General features: G+C 58.1%; 20 protein-coding genes. 8 read left to right on the top strand and 12 right to left on the bottom strand.

Annotated features, from left to right (window positions below):
• Nucleotides 1-52: 52 nt before the first annotated feature.
• From Q8N04_20145 to Q8N04_20170, 6 genes are all read right to left on the bottom strand, one after another.
• Entirely contained in the window at nt 53-2,284 is a 2,232-nt protein-coding gene (locus tag Q8N04_20145; GenBank protein ID MDP3092989.1) for an NADP-dependent isocitrate dehydrogenase, read from the bottom strand.
• A 23-nt stretch (nt 2,285-2,307) separates the two neighbouring features.
• Nucleotides 2,308-4,554 carry an aconitate hydratase gene (locus Q8N04_20150; protein MDP3092990.1) on the bottom strand — a complete coding sequence of 749 codons (2,247 nt, stop codon included), beginning with the start codon at nt 4,552-4,554 and terminating at the stop codon, nt 2,308-2,310.
• A gap of 89 nt (nt 4,555-4,643) precedes the next feature.
• Nucleotides 4,644-6,464, bottom strand: coding sequence for a citrate/2-methylcitrate synthase (locus tag Q8N04_20155; protein ID MDP3092991.1), 1,821 nt, complete (start codon nt 6,462-6,464; stop codon nt 4,644-4,646).
• An 87-nt stretch (nt 6,465-6,551) separates the two neighbouring features.
• Entirely contained in the window at nt 6,552-7,748 is a 1,197-nt protein-coding gene (locus Q8N04_20160) for an ATP citrate lyase citrate-binding domain-containing protein (GenBank protein ID MDP3092992.1), read from the bottom strand.
• A 232-nt stretch (nt 7,749-7,980) separates the two neighbouring features.
• On the bottom strand, nt 7,981-8,820 hold the full coding sequence (mutM, locus tag Q8N04_20165) for a bifunctional DNA-formamidopyrimidine glycosylase/DNA-(apurinic or apyrimidinic site) lyase (protein ID MDP3092993.1): 840 nt from the start codon (nt 8,818-8,820) through the stop codon (nt 7,981-7,983).
• Nucleotides 8,821-8,921: 101 nt separating this feature from the next.
• Complete coding sequence (locus Q8N04_20170) at nt 8,922-9,317, bottom strand: dual specificity protein phosphatase (GenBank protein MDP3092994.1); 396 nt, start codon at nt 9,315-9,317, stop codon at nt 8,922-8,924.
• A gap of 183 nt (nt 9,318-9,500) precedes the next feature.
• Here Q8N04_20170 and Q8N04_20175 point away from each other — a divergent pair, with 183 nt between their 5' ends.
• The gene (locus Q8N04_20175; protein ID MDP3092995.1) at nt 9,501-9,860 is read left to right on the top strand and encodes a hypothetical protein; all 360 of its coding nucleotides are present in this window, start codon (nt 9,501-9,503) and stop codon (nt 9,858-9,860) included.
• Nucleotides 9,861-9,897: 37 nt separating this feature from the next.
• Nucleotides 9,898-10,071: a hypothetical protein gene (locus tag Q8N04_20180; protein MDP3092996.1), complete on the top strand. Its 174-nt coding sequence runs from the start codon at nt 9,898-9,900 to the stop codon at nt 10,069-10,071.
• A gap of 9 nt (nt 10,072-10,080) precedes the next feature.
• On the opposite strand, the gene Q8N04_20185 is transcribed toward Q8N04_20180, so the two are convergent.
• Complete coding sequence (locus tag Q8N04_20185; GenBank protein MDP3092997.1) at nt 10,081-11,208, bottom strand: small ribosomal subunit Rsm22 family protein; 1,128 nt, start codon at nt 11,206-11,208, stop codon at nt 10,081-10,083.
• 132 nt (nt 11,209-11,340) lie between these two features.
• Here Q8N04_20185 and Q8N04_20190 point away from each other — a divergent pair, with 132 nt between their 5' ends.
• Entirely contained in the window at nt 11,341-11,589 is a 249-nt protein-coding gene (locus Q8N04_20190; protein ID MDP3092998.1) for a hypothetical protein, read from the top strand.
• Between the two features lie 99 nt (nt 11,590-11,688).
• Here Q8N04_20190 and Q8N04_20195 read toward each other — a convergent pair whose 3' ends face one another.
• From Q8N04_20195 to Q8N04_20215, 5 genes are read right to left on the bottom strand one after another with little or no spacing between them, the layout of a single operon-like run.
• Nucleotides 11,689-13,011 carry a transketolase C-terminal domain-containing protein gene (locus Q8N04_20195; protein MDP3092999.1) on the bottom strand — a complete coding sequence of 441 codons (1,323 nt, stop codon included), beginning with the start codon at nt 13,009-13,011 and terminating at the stop codon, nt 11,689-11,691.
• Nucleotides 13,012-13,050: 39 nt separating this feature from the next.
• Nucleotides 13,051-13,815 carry a carbon monoxide dehydrogenase beta subunit family protein gene (locus tag Q8N04_20200; GenBank protein ID MDP3093000.1) on the bottom strand — a complete coding sequence of 255 codons (765 nt, stop codon included), beginning with the start codon at nt 13,813-13,815 and terminating at the stop codon, nt 13,051-13,053.
• Nucleotides 13,816-13,841: 26 nt separating this feature from the next.
• On the bottom strand, nt 13,842-14,162 hold the full coding sequence (locus tag Q8N04_20205; GenBank protein ID MDP3093001.1) for a hypothetical protein: 321 nt from the start codon (nt 14,160-14,162) through the stop codon (nt 13,842-13,844).
• A 23-nt stretch (nt 14,163-14,185) separates the two neighbouring features.
• Nucleotides 14,186-14,905 carry a 2-oxoacid:acceptor oxidoreductase family protein gene (locus Q8N04_20210; protein ID MDP3093002.1) on the bottom strand — a complete coding sequence of 240 codons (720 nt, stop codon included), beginning with the start codon at nt 14,903-14,905 and terminating at the stop codon, nt 14,186-14,188.
• A 25-nt stretch (nt 14,906-14,930) separates the two neighbouring features.
• Nucleotides 14,931-15,833 carry a thiamine pyrophosphate-dependent enzyme gene (locus Q8N04_20215; protein ID MDP3093003.1) on the bottom strand — a complete coding sequence of 301 codons (903 nt, stop codon included), beginning with the start codon at nt 15,831-15,833 and terminating at the stop codon, nt 14,931-14,933.
• 414 nt (nt 15,834-16,247) lie between these two features.
• Here Q8N04_20215 and Q8N04_20220 point away from each other — a divergent pair, with 414 nt between their 5' ends.
• From Q8N04_20220 to Q8N04_20240, 5 genes are all read left to right on the top strand, one after another.
• The gene (locus Q8N04_20220; protein MDP3093004.1) at nt 16,248-16,496 is read left to right on the top strand and encodes a methylenetetrahydrofolate reductase C-terminal domain-containing protein; all 249 of its coding nucleotides are present in this window, start codon (nt 16,248-16,250) and stop codon (nt 16,494-16,496) included.
• A gap of 19 nt (nt 16,497-16,515) precedes the next feature.
• Entirely contained in the window at nt 16,516-16,932 is a 417-nt protein-coding gene (queF, locus tag Q8N04_20225) for a preQ(1) synthase (protein ID MDP3093005.1), read from the top strand.
• Between the two features lie 266 nt (nt 16,933-17,198).
• Nucleotides 17,199-18,341 (top strand): FIST C-terminal domain-containing protein, encoded by a 1,143-nt coding sequence (locus tag Q8N04_20230; GenBank protein ID MDP3093006.1) that lies wholly within the window; start codon nt 17,199-17,201, stop codon nt 18,339-18,341.
• Between the two features lie 8 nt (nt 18,342-18,349).
• The gene (locus tag Q8N04_20235) at nt 18,350-22,720 is read left to right on the top strand and encodes a PAS domain S-box protein (protein ID MDP3093007.1); all 4,371 of its coding nucleotides are present in this window, start codon (nt 18,350-18,352) and stop codon (nt 22,718-22,720) included.
• Nucleotides 22,721-23,500 (top strand): response regulator, encoded by a 780-nt coding sequence (locus Q8N04_20240; protein MDP3093008.1) that lies wholly within the window; start codon nt 22,721-22,723, stop codon nt 23,498-23,500.
• Nucleotides 23,501-23,659 lie beyond the last annotated feature (159 nt).

Raw genomic sequence — 23,659 nt, forward strand, 5'->3', positions numbered from 1 at the left:
CAGGCGCAAACCAGGCCCCTCACTGCTTACCCCTTACTCCTTACTCGTGCCGTTATGCAATCGCGTCGATGATCTTGTTCAGCGTCGCGCTCGGGCGCATCGCCTTCGAGGATTTCGCATCGTCAGGATGATAGTAACCACCGGTATCGACCGGCTTCCCTTGCGCGGCGATCAATTCACCGGCAATCTTGGCTTCATTGTCCGTCATCTCCTTGGCAACCTTGACGAAACGCGCCGCCAGGTTCTTATCCTGCGTCTGCTGGGCCAATGCCTGCGCCCAGTACAACGCCAGATAGAAATGACTGCCGCGGTTGTCGATTTCGCCGACCTTGCGCGCCGGCGATTTATTGCTCTCAAGGAACTTGGCATTGGCTTGATCGAGGGTGTCCGCCAGCATCTTCGCGGCCGGATTGTTGGCCACTTTGGCCAAATGCTCCAGCGAGGCGGCCAACGCCAGGAACTCGCCGAGCGAGTCCCACCGGAGATAGCCCTCTTCCTGGAACTGCTGCACGTGCTTCGGCGCGGATCCGCCCGCACCGGTCTCGAAGAGACCGCCGCCGTTGAGCAACGGCACAATCGACAGCATCTTGGCGCTGGTGCCGATTTCGAGAATCGGGAACAGGTCCGTCAGATAATCGCGTAACACGTTCCCGGTCACAGAGATCGTGTCCTTGCCTTCCTTGATCCGCTCCAACGAGAGACGCGTGGCATCCGCCGGCGTCATGATCCGGATGTCCAAACCGTTCGTATCGTGCTCCTTCAAATACTGATTCACCTTCGTGATCAGTTGCGCGTCATGCGCGCGATCCTTGTTCAGCCAGAAAATCGCCGGGGCGCCGGTCGCCCGCGCACGAGTCACCGCCAGCTTCACCCAGTCGCGGATCGGGGCATCCTTCACCTGGCACATGCGCCAGATATCGCCCTCTTCGACCTGGTGTTCCAGCAATGTCTTCCCTGTGGCATCCACCACACGGATCGTGCCGTTGCCCGGCACCTTAAAGGTCTTGTCGTGTGAACCGTACTCTTCCGCCGCCTGTGCCATGAGTCCGACGTTGGGCACGCTGCCCATGGTCTTCGGATCGAGGGCGCCGTGCTTCTTGCAGAAATCGATCACCTCACGATAGACCGGCGCATAGCTGGCATCGGGAATGACGCACTTCGCGTCCGCCGCCTTGCCGTCCGGCCCCCACATCTTGCCGCTGTCGCGAATGACCGGCGGCATGGAGGCATCGATGATGATGTCGCTCGGCACGTGCAGATTGGTGATGCCCTTGTCGCTGTTCACCATCGCCATCGGAGGCCGCTGCTTGTACACCGCCTGGATGTCGGCTTCGATCGCCTTACGCTGATCCTCAGGCAAGGCCTTGATCTTCGCATAGAGGTCACCGATGCCGTTGTCCGGATCCACACCCAGCTTTTTGAGCGTCTCGCCGTGCTTCGCAAACACATCTTTGTAGTAGACCGTCACGGCATGACCGAAGATCTTAGGATCCGAGACCTTCATCATCGTAGCCTTCATATGGAGCGAGAACAGCACACCCTGCTTGGCCGCATCCTGAATCTGCTCTTCGAGGAACGTGCGCAACGCCTTGACGCTCATGAAGGTCGCGTCGACCACTTCCCCTGCCTGCAAGGCCACTTTCGGCTTGAGCACCGTGGTCTTGCCGTCCTGGCCCACGAACTCGATCTTGGCATCGGTGGCCGCCGTCGTCGTCATCGACTTCTCATTCGAGAAGAAGTCCCCGCCCTTCATATGGCTGACATGCGATTTGGAGTCCGGACTCCAGGCGCCCATTTTGTGCGGATGTTTCCTCGTGTGGGCCTTGACGGACAAGGGCGCGCGGCGATCCGAGTTGCCTTCGCGCAATACCGGATTGACGGCGCTGCCTTTGACTTTGTCGTAACGGGACTTAATGTCCTTCTCTTTATCGTCCTTCGGATTTTCCGGGTACTCGGGCAGCTTGTAACCCTGGCTCTGTAATTCCTTAATGGCTCCCTGTATCTGGGGCAACGAGGCGCTGATGTTGGGCAACTTGATGATATTGGCTTCCGGCCTCTTGGCCAGTTCGCCCAATTCGGACAGTGCATCCGGCTGCTTTTGCTCCGGCGTCAGGTATTCCGGAAACACCGCGAGGATGCGGCCGGCCAGCGAGATATCCCGCAGTTCCACCGACACACCGGCTGCCTTGCTGAAGGCATTGATGATCGGCAAGAACGAATACGTCGCAAACATCGGCGCTTCATCGGTCTTGGTGTAGATGATCTTGTCCGCTTTTGTGCTCATGGCTCTCCCTCTGCCCCGATTTGTTAGTTCAGCGCGTTCAACGCCGAACCAGCCTTGAACCACGCAATCTGTTGCTCAGTAATGCTGTGGTTCGCCTGGATGGTGAGCGCCTTGCCATCCGTCTTGTGTATCGTCACCTGCACCGGCTTGCCGGGAGCCAAGCTGCTCAGCCCCGTCACACTGATACGGTCCTGCTGCTCGATCTTCTCGTAATCCTTCGGGTCAGAGAAGGTCAACGCCAAGATCCCCTGCTTTTTCAAATTCGTTTCATGGATGCGTGCGAAACCTTTGACCAGCACGACTTTGACGTTCAAGAATCGCGGCGACATCGCCGCATGCTCACGGCTGCTGCCCTCGCCATAGTTCTCGTCACCTACCACGATTGAGCCGATTCCTTTCGCCTTGTAGGCCCGGGCAATCTGCGCGATGGTCAGGTTCGACTCGCCGGTGAGGACATTGGTCCCCTTGCCCGGCTCGGACGAAAACGCGTTATTGGCGCCCAGGAACATATTGTCGCTGATCTTGTCCAAGTGGCCGCGGAACTTCAGCCAGGGACCGGCCGGCGAAATATGGTCGGTGGTCGTCTTCCCCTTGGTCTTGATCAACAGCGGGAGCTTCTCGAAATCCTTCCCGTCCCAACGGGGGAAGGGCTGCAAGAGCTGCAAGCGCTCGCTGGTCGGCGGAATATCGACGGTGAGTCCATCGCCATTCTCGGCCGGCGCAACGAAGCCTTCTTCGCCCTTCGCGAAGCCCTTTGCTGGGAGCTCTTCACCTTGCGGCGGCTCCAGCTTGAATTCTTTCCCGTCCGCACCCTTGAGCGTGCCATTGACCGGATCGAAGCCCAAGTCACCGGAGAGCGCATAGGCCGTGACCACTTCGGGGCTGGCAAGGAACGACAAGGTTTCGTTGATGCCGTCGTTGCGGCCGGGGAAATTGCGATTGAACGAACTGACAATCGAGTCCGCCTTGCCCTTTACACCATCAGCGCGCTTCCACTGACCGATGCAGGGACCGCAGGAATTCGACAGGACGGTGCCGCCCATCTTCTCGAAGGTCTCCAGGAACCCGTCGCGCTTCATCGTGCGATAGATCCGCTCGGAGCCCGGCGACACGAGGAACGAGGCCTTCGCCTTCAGACCGGCCTTCATGCCCTGCTTGGCAATGTGCGCCGACCGGCTGATGTCTTCATAGGAGGAATTCGTGCAGCTGCCGATGAGGGCGGCCTTTACCTCGATGGGGTAGCCCTTTTCCTTCGCTTCGGCAGCCATCTTGGAGATGGGCCGGGCAAGGTCAGGCGTATGAGGACCGACCACATGCGGCTCCAGTTTCGACAGGTCCACTTCGACGATCTGGTCGTAATACTTCTCCGGCGATTGCGAAACTTCAGGATCCGCGACGAGCAATTCTTTGTTCGCCATGGCGAGATTGGCAAGGTCTGCACGATCCGTGATGTTCAGATAGGCCACCATCTTCTGATCGAAGGGGAATACGGAGGTCGTCGCACCAAGTTCCGCGCCCATGTTGCAGATAGTGCCTTTGCCGGTCGCGCTGATGGTCTCGGCGCCGGGCCCGAAGTACTCGACGATCTTGTTGGTTCCGCCCTTGACCGTCAGCAGGCCGCAGAGATAGAGGATCACGTCTTTGGGGGACGCCCAGCCGCTCAACTTGCCGGTCAGGCGAATACCGATCAACTTCGGATGGAGCACTTCCCAGGGCAGCCCGGCCATGACTTCGCCGGCATCCGCGCCGCCGACTCCAATGGCCAATCCGCCCAATCCGCCGCCGTTCGGCGTGTGGGAGTCGGTCCCGATGATCAAGCTGCCAGGGAACGCGTAATTCTCCAGCACGACCTGGTGAATGATACCGGCGCCCGGCTTCCAGAATCCGATGCCATATTTTTTCGCAGCGGACGCGAGGAAGTTATAGACCTCCTTGTTCTCGTCCATCGCGCGGAGCAGGTCCTTCTCGGAACCCATCTCGGCACGGATCAAGTGATCGCAATGGATTGTGCTGGGCACAGCCGCCTGCTTCTTGTTCGCCTGCATGAACTGCAGGATAGCCATCTGCGCCGTCGCATCCTGCATCGCCACGCGATCCGGGCGCAAGGCCAACATCGCCTTGCCGCGCTCCCAGGTCTGCGTGTCAAAGTTATCTGCGTGGGAGACCAAAATTTTGTCGGCCAGCGTCAGGCCGCGACCGAACTTCTTTCTGGCCTTGGCAAACACGTCCGGCATCTTGGCGTAGAGCTTCTTGGCTAGATCCATCGACATGGGAGTTCACTCCTTTATAGTTTTGAGTCCTGAGCGATGGGTCGGTAGCAGGAGCGACGACCCACGATACAGCACTCGCTGCTTCGCGACTATTTCAGCGGCGGCACTTCACGTCGCTTCGGGGCTGCGTAGTTTACGAGATAGTCGAACAGCCGAATCAGGCGGCTGTCCTGACGCTTCTGATCCACCCAGTGGCCGATCAAGCCGATCGTCCGCGAGAGGATGAAGAATCCGTTCAAACTATCGACCGGGAATCCGATATCGACCAACACGGCCGCCATCGTTCCGTCCACGTTGAGGATCAAGTTATCCTTCTTCGCCGCCGTGACCTGCTCGACCTGCAACGCAAAGTCGAGGCACGGGGTCTTGATGGGCAGGCTCTTCACATACCCCACCAACTCCTTCACCCGCTTGTCCGGATTGCGGAGGCTCTTCACGCGATGGCCGATGCCGGGCACCGGGCCATGATTCTTCTTCATGTAGGTCAGGAATTCATCGACCGTCATCTTGTTATCGGCGGCATGTTTGAAAAAGCGTCCGGCATCGGTGACGGCGCCGCCGAAGCGGGGGCCGATCATGATGAGCCCCGCGGCCACTGACTGGGACAGGCCGATCCCGGCGCAGGCCGCGATGATCGTCCCCAACGCACCGCTCACGCAGGGGCCATGGTCGGCTGAGAGCATCATGATGCGCTTGATGATTTCGGCTTCCTGCTTGGAGATCAACCGCTTGTCCCACAAGAGTCCGACGACATGGGGAATTTCGTAGCCCTTGTTGATGAGCTCGGACGCGGGATATCCGTCGTAGCAGGGTTCGTCTCCGCGATCGTCGCTGATCGTGGTGCGAATCAACGGAGTGACCATGACTTCATCGGCCTTCATGGCCGCTTCAATACTCTTGGGCAACTTCGGCAGTGAGGCCGGCTCGACCGGTTCCTTTACCTGGCCGGACTTCAACATGTCCTGATAGACGTCCTTGATCGCCGGACCGAGCGCCCCGAAGGTCGCCGGCACAATCGCACCGGACTTTTTGAGGGCATCGGACTTGGACCGGGCCGACCCTTCGCCCTTCAATCCCTCTTTCGCGCCCGCGTGACCGAACTTCATTCCCTTCGGCAAACTTTCCTGGCAGAAGCCGGAGACCACAGCCATCAACTTCACGCGCCGCTTCTTGGCGCCGTACCACTCAGCCGCGCGCTCTTCGAGATCGCCGCCCATTTCGCCGACAATGATGACCGCTTTCGTCTGCGGATCGTTCTCGAACATTTCGAGATAGCTCACATAGTCAGTTCCCGGATAGGCGTCGCCGCCGATGCCGATGGCCGTCGTAATGCCGTCAGCAAACTGCGAACAGATCCAGATAATTTCGTTGGAGAGACCGCCAGACTTAGTGATGACGCCAAAAGAACCTTCGCGATAGAGCTTGGACAACACGAGATTATCGAACGCACCGCCGATGACACCGAGGCGGCAGGATCCGGCCGACACAATACCGATCGACGAGGGGCCGTTAAACACCTTGCTGAGCTTTCTGGCATGGGCCCCGAGGATCTTGGCGTCCTTCTCTGGCACGCCTTCCGTGATCATCGACACCACCTTGATGTGCGTATCGTCGAGGGCTTCCATCCCACCCTTCATGGCACGATCGGCACCGATGTAGACGAGGCTGGTATTGATCTGAGGATGGTGCTTGGTGGCTTCGGCGACCGTTTTATAGATGGGGACTGCAACCAGACCGCTTCCGTAGGGAATCTCGTGCGTCTTGCCGGCATCCGGCGGATAGACAAAGGCCAGGACGTTCAGCGAACGCTTGATCAGATAGCAGAACTCGGCCATCCGGCGCGCGGCGTTGACGCCTGCCACGCCGCCCTGAATGACCACATAGGTATCTTTGTTTGCCAGGATACTCATCGGGATCTCCTCTTCAATACTGTGACGAGTGACTGGTGACGAGCGACGAGATCGTCCCTCTGGTCACTTGTCACGCGTGACGCGTCACTATTTCTGAAGCGCTTTATCGACAATGTCGGTGAGCGGCGTGTTGCGATCGAAGACACTGATGTCGAACCCTTCGTCCTTGAGCGCGCGCATCGCGTCGAGCCCTTCCTTCTCTCGCGGGCCTCCGCGACGCACCCAGATCTTCACGCCCTTGAGCTTCCCTTCCGCCTTGGCTTTGCGGAATCCGTTGATGATGCCGCCGAACGTCTTCACCACGTCGGTGAAATTGGCAATCGCGCCGCCGACAATGATGTTCTTGATTCCAGGCAAGGAGCAGACTTTCTCCGTCAGCACTTCAACCGCCCAGTCGGGTGGATCGCCGGAGTATTCGGCATAGTTCGCCAACTTACCGCCGCGGGCCACGACCGCATCGGAGTAGTACACGCTGGCACCGCCGCCGGCTGGCAGCATCGCCGTATCACCACCGGGAATTTCGATGAACTTGACCGAGCCCTTGATCTTGCTGTCGACCGCCATGACCTCCTCTTCCTGCTTGGAGTAGGCCCGGCCGAACTCGGCCGCAAACGCAAAATTCCAATCCGGATGGCGGAACTTGGCATCGCCGTCGAGCAAAGTCACCGCATCCAGCGCCACCAGTTCGCCATCGCCCGCGCGAGTCACGACGGGATTGACCTCCAGGTACTGCGCATCTTCACTATCGAAGCAGGCAAACATTTTCCCGGCAAACTCGGCCATTTTCTTGGTCAGCGGCCCGGTAAATCCCGCCTCTTTCGAAAGCTTTTCGAGTGCCTCGGCGGAAGGGGCCTGCCCGATCTCGAGGCAGAGCCGCTTAACCCGTTCCCAATTCGATTCGACTTCAATGCCGCCGCAATTCGCGACGAGAATTTCACTGCCCTCGCGCGTGGATTTCACGGCGCAATAATATTCTTCCTTGTGGGCAATCATTTCTGACACGATGACCTGCGTCACCGTGATGCTCCCGACTTGGCGGCCGATCATTTCCTTGGTCGCGGCTTCCGCTGCCTTGAAATCCAGATCGACTTTGACCAAACCAAGCTTAAACCGCGACCCAAGGGCCTCGTGGGCCTTGGCGACGAGCTTGGATTTCTTCAGCCATTCATTCGCTTGCCCCAGCTTCGTCAACTCATCGACAGATGTGACGACGACGTAATTGGGGACGTTGATCCCCCACTTCTTCATCAGCCCCATTCCGGGACCTTCAAGCACCTTGGCCATGACGACACTCCTTCAGCGTAGTGGAAACCAGCGATAAGGGAGCCGGATTGTAGCGAAATCGCAGGGATGACTCAATACACCAGAGGTACTAACTTGGGGAAGCTCAAAAGGCCTAGTCCGTCAACTTGCCCATAATAGGCAAGCAGCACGTAACACATTGAATCATTAGGATATATACTCCAGATAGCACCGCCGCACTTCGTTCATTGCGTACATGATCTCAGGGGCAATCTCAACGACGCGTCCGAATCTTCTGACAGGTGGTGCAAATAAATGAACTTCGCTCGCTTTGTATGCGCCGGATTAGGGCCCCACATTTCCCCGGACAAGGGAGCCCCTCCTTGCCATACACGAGGTGGCGTTGCTTATACGTCCCTTCGGAACCGTCCGGAGCAAAGAAATCCTTCACGCTGGACCCCCCGCACTCAATGGCCTGTATTAGAATCGATTGCATCTCATGGTGGAGACGGCTGGCGGCAGAAGGTGCAAGCTCACTCGCGATCACATTCGGATGCAAGCGCGCTCGAAACAGGGCCTCATTCGCATAAATGTTTCCGATACCCGCGATCGCTTGTTGATGCATCAACACCGCCTTCAAGCGACGTCGGGAGCGGCGGAGCAGCTGAGCAAACTCTTCGCCGGTGACATGAAGCGGGTCGCATCCAAACCGCCTGGCCAGATAGCGATCGAGCCCCGCGCGATCCAGCAAGGAAAGCCGTCCGAACCGGCGCGGGTTCCAATAGCGCAATGAACCGGTCGACGAGGAATCGAAATGCATCGTGTAGTGCACATGCTGGGGGAACTTGATCGACACGGCCGGGAATAGCAGCAGCCCGGTCATCCCGAGTTCTGCCACGAGATAGCGCCTGTCCCCCGCTTTCTCAAATTCAATCGCCACACTCTTGCCGTATCGATCGACCGCCGTCACTACACTCCCGGGATACCACCAATCCGTATCGCCGCCCTCGCGAACGATATCGGACCTCCCGACGAGGACACCGGTAACCTGCGCTCCAATCAAGCGCGCACGAAGTTGACGAGCCGCGACCTCGGCTTCGGGAAGTTCAGGCATAGGGCCCTTTACGCGATGAAAAGAGATGGCGCATCGACACAAATCATTACGCCATGCGAACGGAGGGAAACGCAATACTGGAACGACCTCACCTAGACGAGCTACACGGCACGCGGGGCAGACGTGGATCCTGATTTCTTGCCGGCTCGATTGGCACGCAGGTTGATTAAGTTCTCAATGGTCGTCTGCAACTGAGGAAGCGGCATCGCTCCAGGCCGACGGGCTTTGACAAACGCCACGGCCTCTTCATAGGACAGGCCTTGGTTACAGCAAAAATAGGCAATCAAGACGGACGCAGACCGCCCCATCCCCGCACGACAGCAGACCAGCGTTCTGGCTCCTGCGGCACGCGCTTCGAGCCACGTCACCGCACGGTCGAGCCGAGCAGGGTCGACGGCTGAAAACTCTTTAAATGGAATATACTCGTAGTCCAACCAGGCAGGAGGCTCAACTTTAAACTCTTCTGCCACCAGCAACAGTCCGGTAACTCCCGGCATGGGGTTCCGAGCATCGTCGATATTGCCAAGTATCAAGGTTTCAGAAATCACATGCATAGCAATCTAAGTATAGGATTGCGTGGAACGGGTCAAGGAAATCACGGCTGATCGGCTTCGCCGTTGCAGTCTACTGAACCCCCTCGCTATACTCACCTATCCGTTCATAACGATAAGGGGAACTGAATGCCTTCTCTCTCACCGGAAGAAGTTGAACAGAGACTGACTTCGGTCCACTGCGCCATTTGTAAGGATGATCGGTTCGGGATCGACCGCCGTTTCATGCAGCCGGATGGCGAGTGGCGCGGCGTCTGCATAAAATGCCGCTACAGCTTTCCTGTCTATACTGACATGGAGTTTTACCAGCGCACCCAGCCGGATATTCCCTATCGCCTCAAAGAAATCGCCTGCCGCACCTGTCAACACCGCGGAGTCTCATTGGATTTTCGTATTACCATGTCGGTTCGTGAAGCGATCTACTTTGTGACCTGTCTCGGCTGCAAGGCCCAATTCCCCGAGCAATCGTCATTGGAAGCCTTCGAATAACTCCCCTTAAGTCAGCCTGCGGGTGTATACTGAAATTATGGAAGATAAGAACAAACAGCAGGAACCAGCGGCGGCACCGAAGGTCCGCAAGGAAATCCCCCTTATTTCCGTGCCCAATGATCGCGATATGATCGCCGCCGAAATGGCAGAAATGTTCGACGAGGACCGCGTCAGCCACCAGCACGGCAGTTCAGAGCCGGAAGCGGACTAACGCGCTTCATCAGATCGATCGAATTATCTGCACGGTCCCGTCGCGCTCGATTCGTCCCACCGCCGACACTTTCCCTTCCCGCTCTTTCCGCACGACTCGCTCAATGCGCACGATCGCACCGCGATGCCAGTCATCCAGCGGCGCATTCGATTCAGATTGCAAGCGATCCTGACGTCCGATTTCCGACCGCCCCAACTCGTTGCAGAGCCACGCCCGCTTCTCACCTTTCAACTCCCGCAACTCACTCACGACGCGATAGACATCCGGCCTACGCTCGACGATGGTTCGCCCGTCTTTTCGGAGCAGGAGATACGAAAACTTCAAGGCGTCTTTTACAAAACCCACCGCGTCGTCAATTTGTTGAATTCCTGGCGGGGTCTCCCAGACTCGCTCTTCATGGCACCAATCGAACGGATTTACCAGTGCCGGACAACTGTTTTCGTGGAGACAGGGGCTATAGAGCGTACACAGCTGTTCCTGAATCAATCGATCCCGTAGCTGATGCAGCGCTCTCGAGGTATCCCGTAAAGCCGGCTCGACGATCATCAGCGTGCCGGTCGGAGCTAACCTTGCCAGAAGCTGCGTCACGAGTCCTACTTTTGCCTGCACAGGATCGGCATTTCGGGAGTAGAGTTCGTTCAGGCAATTCGCCGCAATGATCAGATCATAGGGAGCGTGCTGTTCAACCTGACTGAGCCACCCCCCATTCGGCAATCGCTCAAGATTTCCCTCATGGGTAATCAGTCTTCCGTCAATAGCTCCAGATTCCCGGCCGTAGACCTCCCAGAGGCTCCTCGCCTGTTTCAGCGCTTCTGTTGAACCATCGACCGCGACAACGGTGAGGTCCTTGATTCGCTCCGACCAATGCTGATGGAACCAATCAAGGACGGCCAGCACCCCTGCGCCCGGTCCCGACCCCACGTCAAGAATGCGGATCGAACGACCGGAGGCTTGCTCCGGCCAGGCCGGCGGCATTTCGTCGAGCAGAACCTGAATCTTGGACAGGTTTACCGGCAGGAAGTATTTGAGATAGGCTGCGGCATGCCCCGGATGATCGAGATAGTCGGATCTCAGTGAGGCGCGATCTTTTGTAAAGAGTCTCGAGAGTTCGGCTACGGCTTCCGCAATGCGATCCATGCCGCTCCTGACAGAACTGGAGGCGACCTGCTCAATGGCGTTGAGGAGGATCGGTGAGAGACGGGCCACTGTCCGGCGTTGGTTGAAGGCCATACCGACCTAGTGTATGCTCACTTCCCGAGGAGAACAATCATGAGTGAATCATTGCTGCAAGCCTACAGGGAAGTCGAGATGGCCATGGAGCGCTTTACATTGGTGCTGCATGATCACGTCGACCACCTTCGCAATTCGGAGCCGCCGGGATCCGACAAACTGCATCGCATGAGCAACGGAACCAAAGCCATGCGCGACAGCGCGTCGATTTATTTATCCTATGCCAAATACGTCGCTCACGGGATGCCCGCCAGCGAGGAGCTGATCGAGGACGATCTGCAGGGGTAACAGCCGGCGCGTCGATTGATCGAGCCCACTGCTTCCGAGAAAACGAAAGGCCCGCCGGGTGATCCCCGGCGGGCCTTTTCATTGCGTGGGTAGCTTCGATTAAATGCTGCGCATGAAATGGGACACGTCGTCTTGATTGACGGCCCCGCCCATAACAGAAGACATCGCAACGTTCGTGGATTTCTTACCGGTGAGTCCGGACTCCACTTCGTCCACAATCAATTCGACCGGCATGGACTGCCCACCATAGACCCGCGGCCCACCGATGATTTTGGCCTTGGAATAGCCATAAATCGCGGTCGCCACTTCCTTGGCCAGCCAACCGACATAATTGAACTCGGGCACCACAATCAGCTTGGCATTTTCGCAGAGCTCCCGCAGTTCCTGCGTCGGGAACGGCCGCAACGAACGTACCTTGATCAGGCCGATCTTAATGCCCTTTTCTGCGCAAATACGGACCGCTTCGCGGGACTGAGCGGCGGCGCTTCCTGACGCAATGATCACAGCCTCGGCACCGTCCACATTTTCGGCCGTGAGCAACCCGCCCATATACTGATTGATATACTTGCGGGACCGTTCAACCGCAGCCCACACTTCCTGCTGCCAGACCGCGTGAATGTTGTACGCCATGAAGTTCGACTTTTGAACCGGGGCGTCGCGCGAGAGACGCGCGGGAGGATTCTCCGCATCAAGGACGGGCACCGCGCCGCGCCAGGCCTCACGCGGAGGCAGCTTCATGCTGCGATCCTGCATGCGCACATAGCCACGAGCATGCGTGACAAAGAATCCATCGCAGCAGACACCGACCGGCAGGGTCACATCGTTCTTCTCGCTGATGACGAACCCGGCCATCGTGAAATCGAACATGTCCTGCTGATTCTCAGCATGGAACACGATCATACCGCAATTGAGGAGATAGGAGACTTCAATATTATCCGGCTGAATCGCGAGCGGAGCATTGACCACGCGGCAGGTGAACATCGCCACGGCCGGCAACCGATGGCCTGGCCACGAGGCAATGCCTTCGAGACCTCTCAAGGTCCCAGGTCCCGCAGTGGCGGTATAGCAGCGAACGCCTGCGCGGGATCCTCCGGCGATGGCGGCCATGACGCCGACTTCTTCCTCACCGCGATAGTACTCTTTTACATATCCTTCGCCGTAGAGCACACCCACGAGCTGCATGGTTTCGCTCTGAGGTGTAATCGGGTAGGCAATGGCGAGATCCACATTCGACCGGCGAATGGCTTCCTTCGCGGCTTCGCTGCCCGTAATAAATTCCTTCGTCCTCGGGGCTTCGTGAAACAAGTACTCAGGGCTGACGACCTTTTGCCGTTTGGCTTCGGCATGCGGATCTTTCTTAGCCGGCGCCACAGTGGCAGCAGGAGCACCCGGGGGATTCGTTTTGACTTCAGCTTCGCTCATCGTTGCACCTCTTGGCTATAGCGCCCGTGATCCCGATCCTTACCCTTCACGCTTCATCTGTTCAGCCGAATGGCCAAACGTACCCGCGCTGCCGACTCCGGCAACCGTGGGCATAAAGGTCAACGGATTGGTGTGGGTCTTTCCACCGTGGACTTTGGACTGCGTTCCGGTAAACCGAACATTCTCGCCGTTTTCCGGCAACTTGATCTCCATTTCCTCACGAATCTTCTTGAAGATCTGCGCGGTCTTTTTCAGCTTGAGCACATCCGAATCACGGATCGTCAACATGGCATCTTCGTGGCCCTGCTCGGCGCAGATCGCCATCGTGCAGCAATTCGTTCCCGCACGGATCATCTTCAACGTCAGATTGGCATAATGGCAATGCACGCCGATGAAGATACAAGCCTCAATCTTATTTCCCCAAATCGTCAAATTCGGGTGATTGGGATTGATGACCTCTTCCGGATCGATCTTGGGATATTTGGGCCGGTAGTCCGGCATCGGGATAATCATCACGTTCGGAATCTGGGCGGCAATTTCCAGCGTGGCCTTGGCCTTTTCAATGGCATGTTCATTCCAGGCCCACAACACCATCGGCCCTGGGAAGAGCGTGGCGTTGGGACTGGTCAACATCTTCCGGGCCATCTCTTCGATGACCTTATCCTCATTGGGTTCCAGCAGTCCGTAAAACAAGCCTTCGCCTGGATCGGGCAGCGACACACCAAGCTGTGCAGCGGACGGAGGATGAAATCCAGCCGGTCCCGGAACAATGATTCTCTCTCTCTTATCTTGCGTTGTTGCCACGCCCGTTCCCCTTTCTTGCCGAATGATCAGACGCTAGGGCTTACCAAAACCGCCGTTGTGCTCTTGTCGCCATAGGTAATATTGTCGGTGATGGCGGCCAACGGTAATTGATCGATCATGATCATCTTAATGGCGTTGTTCTTAGCCATGTTGTCGCAGACCCACACGCACTGCGCACAACCCTTACAACGATCCACCGCCACGTATGCAGAACCGTACTTGAAGCCCTTGTCCTTCCCCATCTCCTCGCTATATTGGATGGTGTTGGCTTCCGGGCAATACTGCGTGCAGAGCTTGCAGCTCTTTGCGGCACAAATTTCAACGTTGATATCAGCTACGAGATACATGGGAAACTCCTTCTGTATCGCTATTACGCACTGGCAGCGGCGGCGACTGGCGTCTCGACACGTTTCACGTCGGGAGCCGCCCATCCGTGCTCAACGGCGTAGTTCCACCCGGCCCGCATCACGGCCACGTTCTTATCAATCAATTCCTGCTTCTTCTTGAACTTTCGTTCCACCACGCTATCCAACGCCGCCGTTCCGCCGGAAACGACGAATCCTTTTCCGAGGAACCGGTCTTTCACGGCCTGCTCCAAGCCGGCCATGTTCGTCAACCCGGTGATCGCTCCGATGCAGCCCATCAAGGCCATGTTCGTGGCAAGGTCCATCCCCGCCACTTCCAACGAAAGCTTCGTAGCCGGGAAGTAGTAGAGCTTCGCGCGGCGCTCTTTCAGCTCAGCCGCCTGGTCCTTGTGCAGGTTCATCGGACCATCGTTGTTGATCAGCGCGATCCCATCTTCCTTCAGACCGAAGTAGAAGGGCATCGTGTAGGACTTACCATGCGTAATAACCTGCGGATGGAAAATGATGATGATGTGGGGAAACGTGATTTCGCCGATCTCGTAGATCGGTTCATCAGAGACCCGCACATAACTCTCGACCGGCGCCATGCGCTTTTCCGATCCGTAGAACGGAACGATCGTGCTTTCCCCGCCGGCGTTGATGACCGCGGTGCTCAGGATGTGCGATCCTGTCACGACACCCTGTCCACCGACGCCTGCCATCCGAATGTTGAAACGCTTTGCCATGGGCAATCCTCCTTACCGGTCAGGCTTATGCTTTGTTGGGAATAGCGGCTGCGGGAGCGGCCGGCTTCGGAAGAAATTCCTTATAGCCATAACGCTCAGCCAAGTACTGCTTCGCTTCTTCGCTGACATACTCCGTGAACTGATACCGATCGTTTTCAACGGTCTTGGCGTCTTCCATGACCTTGTCGGTCGGAATCGCATACTCAATGTTGCAGGAGGTGTAGGCCTGAATGTAAGCAGAGCCCACTTCACGGGCGATCAGCACGGCTTTCTTGATGACGCTCTCGACACGGCGGGGATTGTTCGGGACGACGGTGGCGACATAGGCGCATCCGGCCACCCTCGCCATCTGCAGCATATCCATCTTCTCGAACTTCTTGCCCAAGGGGGCCATCTTCAATACCGCGCCACGGCTCGTCATACCGCTTTCCTGACCGCCGGTATTTCCGTAGACTTCGTTATCCAACATGATCGTGGTGAATCGTTCCTTGCGGAACCAGGAGTGCAACACTTGCTGGAATCCGATGTCGGCCGTGCCGCCGTCGCCGGCCATCACGACCACATCCTTCGGCTTATCGCCGAACCGGAGGCGGAGACCGCGAGACAACCCGCTGGCCACACCATTCTGGTCGCCGTAGTTGCCGTACACGAAAGGGATCGCGGCCTGCGAAATCGCCAAACGACCGCATCCGGCAGTACCCACCATGATCGTATCTTCAGGATTCGGCACGGCGATCATGGCCAGGCGGATGAACAAGGTCATCGCACAGCCGGCGCACATCGGATGCTCTTCTAAAATTTCCTTGAAACTTCCCATCTGGGAGACGGAAACCTTCTTGCCGAACGGACCATGTTCGACCATATCCCGATATTCTTTCGGCATGAACTTCTCAAAGCCGTTTGTAAACTTCACATAATCGAGACTCATCAGGCACCTCCCTTATGTCACTGCAACGGCAACCGTTGCGTATGGTTCAACTCAATCGCGAGAGACGAATAAACCCTGTAGGACGATGAGGATGGACAACACACAACCGAGTCTGATCTATCAATTGCGCCACGGCATCCTAGCAAAGCTGAAAAAAGACTGTCAATTATATATTCCGATCAGCCCCTCAACTGCCAGCACTGTGAAAATACTATAACGGCCTGATATTCAACGCAACTTCTCAGAAGGCCCACGACATCCGAAAGAAGGCCTAGGCCCAGGCAGACCGGATAGGCCATTCGCCCCAACAAGAACCCCCAGGAGAACCCGTTTCTGGGATACAGTGGAAACTTCCCGGGGGAATTTTCTCCTGACGATTGCCGATCACCGCCAATCCGGTTAGACTGACGGACTATGCCAAATCGAGTTTTGATTCCCGGCGAAGACGACGCGGGAGCCCATGTCGGCGGTGTGCACAAGCGCCCTCCCATCCCGGATCACACGCTCAAGGCCGAATGCCCGAAGTTCATGGCCCATGGCCCCTGCGGGGGCGTGCGCAAAGGCGGCCTCTGCGAAGTCTATCCGGAAATGAAATGCCCCTGGGTGTCGATGTTTATTGAACTCGAGAAAATCGGGCAGACCGATTGGATGAAACAACTCTAAAAGACGTGAGGCGTGACTCGTGAAACGTGAAGCGGCGCGAAGCAACTCGAAAACAACGAAGTTGGGGTACAACGAACGGCATGCGAAAAGCGGCATTACCGCGGCGCTCCCCGACATTGAAACCTTCCCCAATCAGTATAAGGGCTACGAGATCACGATCGAGATCCCAGAATACACCGCGATCTGCCCCAAGACCAACCTGCCCGATTTCGGCACCGTCACCATCCACTACATGCCCAACAAAGCCTGCCTCGAACTCAAGTCACTCAAGATGTATATCCACGCCTACCGCAACCTCGGCATTTTCTACGAGAACGCCGTCAATCGGATTCTCCAAGATGTCGTGAAGTCCTGCCGACCCGTCTGGGCTACAGTCACCGGCGGATTCACCGCGCGTGGGGGACTCTCAAGCAAGATCGAAGCGAAATACCCCTAGCCGCAGCCCACTCTCACAAATAATCCTCCCTCCACTTCCGTAGTTTCTACAGATTCACCCAAGTTCCGTTTCGTTTTCTTCATTTTCTAACTCAACCAGTCCTCAAGCGACTGTCACTACCCACCGATACACTGCTTGAAGGGATGCGTGTGCCCGACTGCCGGGTGCCGCCATTTATCTAGAACTCTGGCCGTTGCGCAACGAGCCCGGGAATTTTGAGACAGCATGGCTCAGCCAAAGAGATTGGGATTCTCACAGGAGGCAGCATGAAACTCTCGACGTGTACGTATCCAGCATCTCATCACACTCCAATCGCGAGCCATCCTCTCAAGGATCCTGCGCGGACACTCGTTATTCTCTTCGGCCCTTCGCACTTGATGGACGCTCCGGGCCCCATCCAAACAGTCCTGACCGCCTACGCCGGCGCCGCGGCCATCGGCTGCTCCAGCTCAGGGGAAATTTTCGGCACGCAAGTTCAGGACGATACCCTGGTCGTCGGACTCGTAGAGTTCGACTCCACCACCGTCCGTACTGCGTCGGCTCAGGTTACCGATCCAGGCCATTCCTTCGAAGCGGCACAGGCGCTTGCACATCAATTGATGGATCCCGCGCTCCGCGGCGTCCTGGTGCTCTCCGACGGACTGGGCGTCAACGGCAGTGAACTGATCCGCGGACTGAACGCAGTACTCCCGGCACAGGTGGTGGTCTCGGGAGGCTTGGCGGGCGACGGCGACCGGTTTAAGCGGACCTGGGTCATTAAAGACGGACTTCCGGTCGCTGGTCATGTCACAGCAGTCGGGCTCTATGGCTCCGCGATCCGGCTCACCCACGGATCCAAAGGCGGATGGGATCTCTTCGGACCGGAACGGCTCATCACCCGTTCCAAAGGAAACGTGCTCTTTGAGTTGAACCAGAAGCCGGCGCTCCAACTCTACAAAGACTACCTGGGTGAACTCGCGAATGGACTGCCGGGCACCGCGCTCCTTTTTCCCCTCGCGATCCGGCAGACGCAGCAAGACGCCAAACGGCTGGTCCGCACGATCCTCGCCGTCGACGAGGGCGCTCAATCCCTGACGTTTGCGGGCGATATGCCGGAGGGAGCCTACGCCCAGTTTATGCGCGCCAATTTCGACCGGTTGATTCAAGGCGCCTCCGACGCGGCCACTGCGGCGGCCGCCCCGAACACGGAGCCTTCGCCGATGCTGTCGATTGCCATCAGCTGCGTCGGACGGCGCCTCGTGCTGGGTGAACGGACCGAAGAAGAAGTCGAAGCAGCCTTCGATGTGTTGCCTAAAGGCGCGGCACAGATCGGATTCTATTCCTATGGCGAGATCTCGCCCTACAGCACGGGACAATGCGATCTCCACAATCAGACCATGACCCTGACCACGATTTCAGAGGCCGCCTGAGGCTGACGATGCATCCACTGCTGCAACGACAACTGAAGCGACTGGGCCTCGACCCGGCAACTTGCCCGACGGACCCGGCAGGCTGGCAGGCTATGCTGGATCGCGTCAGTCAAAGCTATGTCGAAAACGATCAAGGCAGAGCCCTGCTGGAACAATCCCTCGACGTCACCTCTCGGGAGATGCAGGGGTTGTACGAAGACCTCCGGCGGTCCGGAGAAACAGAGTTGGCAGAGGAGCGGAACAAACTCGAAGCCGTCCTCCACTCGCTCGGCGACGGGCTCTGCGTCGTCGATGTGCAGTGGAAGATCGTCCTCATGAATCCGCTGGCCGAAGAGTTGCTCGGCGAGCCTCTGGCGAATCTGGCAGGCCAGCCGGTGTACCACTTTCTCTCGCCGGGCCCCGAAGAGTTCAGCCACGAATGCCTCATCACGGACACGTCGATTCCGCCGCTCGAACAAGGCATTCCCTTCCGCACCGATGATGGCATTCTCTTGCGGGGCGACGGCCAGATGATGCCGATCTCGCTCGTCGTCACGCCCATCTCAACCGACGGCGTCGTGAACGGTGCCGTGCTGGTGTTCCGGAATATCACCGCCCAGAAACAGGCGGAAGAACAACGGACAGAGAGCGCAGCGCTGCTCCGACGGGTGCAGGCCGGGCTGCTGGAACTAGCCACGAATAGCGACCTCTATCGCGGAGAACTCTCCGACGCCTTCCACGTCATTACGCGGGTCGCCTCGCAGAGTCTGCGCGTGGCTCGCGCCAGCGTCTGGTTTTTCACCGACGCGCACTCAGCCATTCGCTGCGCCGACCTGTTCGAGCAGGCGACCGAGACCTATTCAAACGGAGCGGAACTGCCCGCCACCGGCTTCCCCCGATACTTTGCGGAGCTGGCAACGGAAGATGTCATTGTCGCCAACCAGGCCCAGACCGATCCCAAGACATCGGAATTCGCCGCCAGCTATCTCATTCCGCTCGGCATTACCTCTATGCTGGATGTCCCGATCCGGTCGGAAGGGAAGATGGTCGGCGTCATCTGCCACGAACATATCGGACCGGCCAGAGTCTGGACTGCGGAAGAACAACAGTTCGCCACCTCGGTCGCCAACACCGTCTCGCTCGTTTTGGAAGCCTCGGACCGCCGCAACGCGGAGCAGGCCCTCCGTGACAACGAAGAGAAATATCGCGGCCTGTTCGAATCATCGCAAGACGCGATCATGATCCTCTCCCCGCCGGACTGGAAATTCTCCGCCTGTAACCCGGCCACGGTCGCGCTGTTCGGAGCCCGGAGCATCGAACATTTCGCCACGCTCGGCCCCTGGGACGTCTCGCCCCCTGTCCAACCGGACAGCGAACCGTCCGGGAGCAAAGCTCCGAAGATGATCATGCAAGCCCTGCAGAAGGGTTCTCACTTCTTTGAATGGACCCATAAGAAAATCGACGGGCCCGACTTCCCGGCGACCGTCTTACTCACACGCGTCACCTTGCACGGCCAGACCAGTCTGCAAGCCACCGTCCGCGATGTAACCGTGCAGAAGCGTGCGGAAGAGGCCTTGCGAAAAAGCGAGGCCCGGACAAGGATGATCATCAACTCGGCCCTCGCTGCCGTCGTCACGATCAATGACCGCGGATCCATCGTGGAGTGGAATCCCCGAGCCGAGGCGATCTTTGGATGGTCTGCCGCTGAGGCCTGCGGGCGGAATTTGGCAGACACGATCATTCCACTCCGATTCCGCGCAGCTCATCACACAGGCATCGAGACTTTCCTTCGCACAGGCGCGGGGCCCATTCTCGACCAGCGCATTGAAGTCATGGCCCTTCGGCGGGATGGCGCGGAATTCCCTGCCGAATTGGCCGTGACCGCGCTCCGGATTGATGCAGGCTTCACGTTTACCGCGTTCATCGCCGATATCAGTGAGCGCAAGCGAGCAGAGGCGGCACTCCAAGAGCTATCCACCTTTCAAAAAGCCATGCTGGACAACGCCGGCCACGCCATCATTTCCACCACGCCCGATGGGATCATTCGCCTCTTCAATCCTGCGGCTGAATCGTTACTCGGCTATCGCACAGACGAACTCATCGGGAAACAGACACTCGCGGTCTTCCACGATCCGGAGGAGGTGTCGGCGCGCGCGCATCTCTTCTCGGCGGAACTCGGCGTCCCGATCGAACCGGGCTTCGATGTCTTCGTCGAAAAAAGCCGGCGAGGTCTGCCCAATGAGCATGAGTGGACCTACATCCGGAAAGACGGCACTCGCCTGACGGTCCTGCTGAACGTCACCGCTCTTCGAGATGCAGAAGGACACATCACCTCATTCTTAGGGATCGCCTCAGACATTACCTCGCTCAAAATTGTCGAACGAGAGTTGATCACCGCCAAAGAAGCCGCGGAGGCCGCGAGCGTGGCCAAATCGCAATTCCTCGCGAACATGAGCCACGAGATCCGGACCCCCATGAACGGCGTCCTCGGACTGGCGGCGCTCTTGGGGCAAACCCCCTTGAGCCCCAAGCAACAGCGCCTGACGAACACCATCATACGATCCGGCAACTCGCTCCTGGATATCATCAACGACATTCTCGACTTTTCGAAGATCGAAGCGGGGAAACTGGAATTGGAACACACCGATTTCCACCTGCGCATCCTGGTCGACGACGTGCTCGAATTGTTTGCGGCCCCCGCGCATCAGAAGCATCTGGAACTCATTGCCGATGTGGCCGACAGCGTCCCCGCTTTTGTCAAAGGCGACCCGGCTCGACTCCGCCAGATCCTGATCAATCTGATCGGCAATGCCATTAAGTTCACCGCTCAAGGGGAAGTGGTCGTGAGTATCGTCAGTATTGCAGAGGGGGAAGACCAATCGGTCCTCTGCTTCTCGGTCAAAGACTCCGGGATCGGCATCACCCCCGACGCCTTGCGCAACATTTTCCAGCCGTTTTCACAAGCCGACGGATCCACGACGAGAAAATACGGCGGCACCGGACTCGGTCTCGCCATTGCCAAACAGCTCGTCGCGTTCATGGGAGGTGAAATCTGGGCCGAGAGTCAGATGGGATCGGGAGCCACCTTCTTATTTACCGTGCATCTCGCCCATTCTCACCTGGGCAGCACCGGTGCGCTGGATTCGAAACAGGCATTGCCGAACCAGCGCGTCCTGGTCGTAGACGACAGTCCGACGGCTCGCCTCACGCTGGACCGCCAGCTGCGCCGCTGGGGAATCACCTCCACCGTCGCCGAATCAGGCACGGCGGCGGTGCAGCTCCTCGCCAATGCCTTGGAGGACGGTCTCCCCTACGACACGGTCGTGCTCGATCTCGATATGCCCGGCATAAACGGACTCGACACCGTTCGCGCTCTCCGTGACACGCTCCGCCACCATCACCCCCGCGTGATCCTCATGACGCCGGTCGAACGTGTGGACGCGGCGGAAGACCACACCGGGCTGATCGCGGCCACCCTCACGAAGCCCGTGAGACCTTCCGACCTTTACCGGGCCCTCTCCGGACAGACCGTCCAGGTCTCCTCATTCAGTCACCATCCTGAGCAGGAAGAGCGGACCCCTGCCAAGCCTCAAGGCTCGATCCTCCTCGCGGAGGACAACGCCGTGAATCAAGAAGTGACCCTGGGCATGCTGGAGGTGCTGGGATGTACCGCCACAGCCGTTGAAAACGGACGACAGGCCATCGAGTTGCTTGCGAGCCAGTCCTTCTCGGTGATCCTCATGGATTGCCAGATGCCGGAGATGGACGGATTTGCAGCGACCCGCGCGATCCGTCGACAGGAGCAGAATACCGGCACAAGAATTCCGATCGTGGCCCTTACGGCCCATGCCCTGCAGGGGGATCGGGAACTCTGCCTGGCGGCTGGCATGGACGACTACCTCAGTAAACCCTTCACCATCGAACAGTTGCGGACCGTGATCCACCGGTGGCTGCCATCTCCGTCACAACCGACTCAGGTGGATGCCGCTCAGGCATCAGCCGCTCCGCCAGCGGCCCCGGCCCCTCAAACCAATGAATCTCCCGTAGATCCAAAGAGTTGGGACAGCATCACCAGCCTCCAACGTCCCGGACCGCCTGACCTGCTGGCCAAAGTCATCGGCCTCTATCTCAAGGATTCGCAGGGATTGGTCGATAAGATACTAGCGGCAACGCAAGGAAAGAACTTCGCCTCCCTGCGGGACACCGCCCATAGTTTGAAATCGCGCAGTGCGACGCTCGGAGCCTGGCAGGTCGCGGACCTCTGTAAACAGTTGGAAACCGGCGCACGAGAGCAAACCTTAGCCTGGACCGAAGCCGAACGGCTGGGCAGACAGTTACAACAGACCTTTACCGCAACCTGCGACATCTTTGAAGGTGAACGACAGAGGAGAGCGGCGTAAATGAATTCCACCCCACTGGCCCTGATCGTTGACGATGACATCACATTGCGTGTGCTTGCGCGGGAAGCGCTGGAACAAGCCGGATGCCGGGTCGAGGATGCCGCGACAGGACAGGAAGCCCTCGAGGCCTTTCAGCGGGAAACACCCGACATCATCCTTTTGGACGTCGTCATGCCGGGGATGGATGGGTTCGCGACCTGCGCGGCACTCCGCAAGCTGCCCGGAGGGGCTTCTGTACCCATCCTCATCATGACCGGCCTCGACGATGTGAAGTCCATCGCCACCGCCTACGACGCGGGCGCAACCGACTTTGTGACGAAGCCTTGGAACGCCCTCGTGCTCAGCCATCGGGTCCGCTATATGCTGCGCGCCAGCCAGGCCGTGGAAGAGCTTCTGGAACGCGAGATGAGTCTGGCCGAAGCCCAACGGATCGCCCGCCTGGGCAACTGGAAATGGAACTTGTCGACGAACCGGTTTATCGCCTCCACCCAAACGTTCCGCATTCTGGGCATCAACGCGGATCCCTATTCCACGGCGCTGTCGGTTGAGGAATTCCTCGGTCATATTTACGAAACTGATCGACCGGCGGTCGAGTCCGGCATCCGTCAAGCCATCGCCACCGGAGCCCCCTTCCGCCAGGATCATCGGGTCCACATGCCCACCGGAGACGTGCGCGTCGTCCATCACTATGCCGAAGTGGCCTTCGAACAAGGCGGCGCCGCGACCAGCATCGTCGGCACGATTCAGGATATTACCGAGCCTGTTGCACAAACCCCTTGACACCTAGGTAATACTATGTATAGTAGGCGCCCAGGACCTCCTAGAGGGTGACACGATGGGCCACCACTTTTTGCCGGGTGAGCGCGACCAACTCTATCTGATGCCCCCTGCGTTGTAGGACTGGCTGCCGGAAGGCGATCTGGCGTGGTTCATCCTGGA

Origin of the sequence: Nitrospira sp. (assembly GCA_030692565.1) — a bacterium.
Taxonomy (GTDB): domain Bacteria; phylum Nitrospirota; class Nitrospiria; order Nitrospirales; family Nitrospiraceae; genus Nitrospira_D.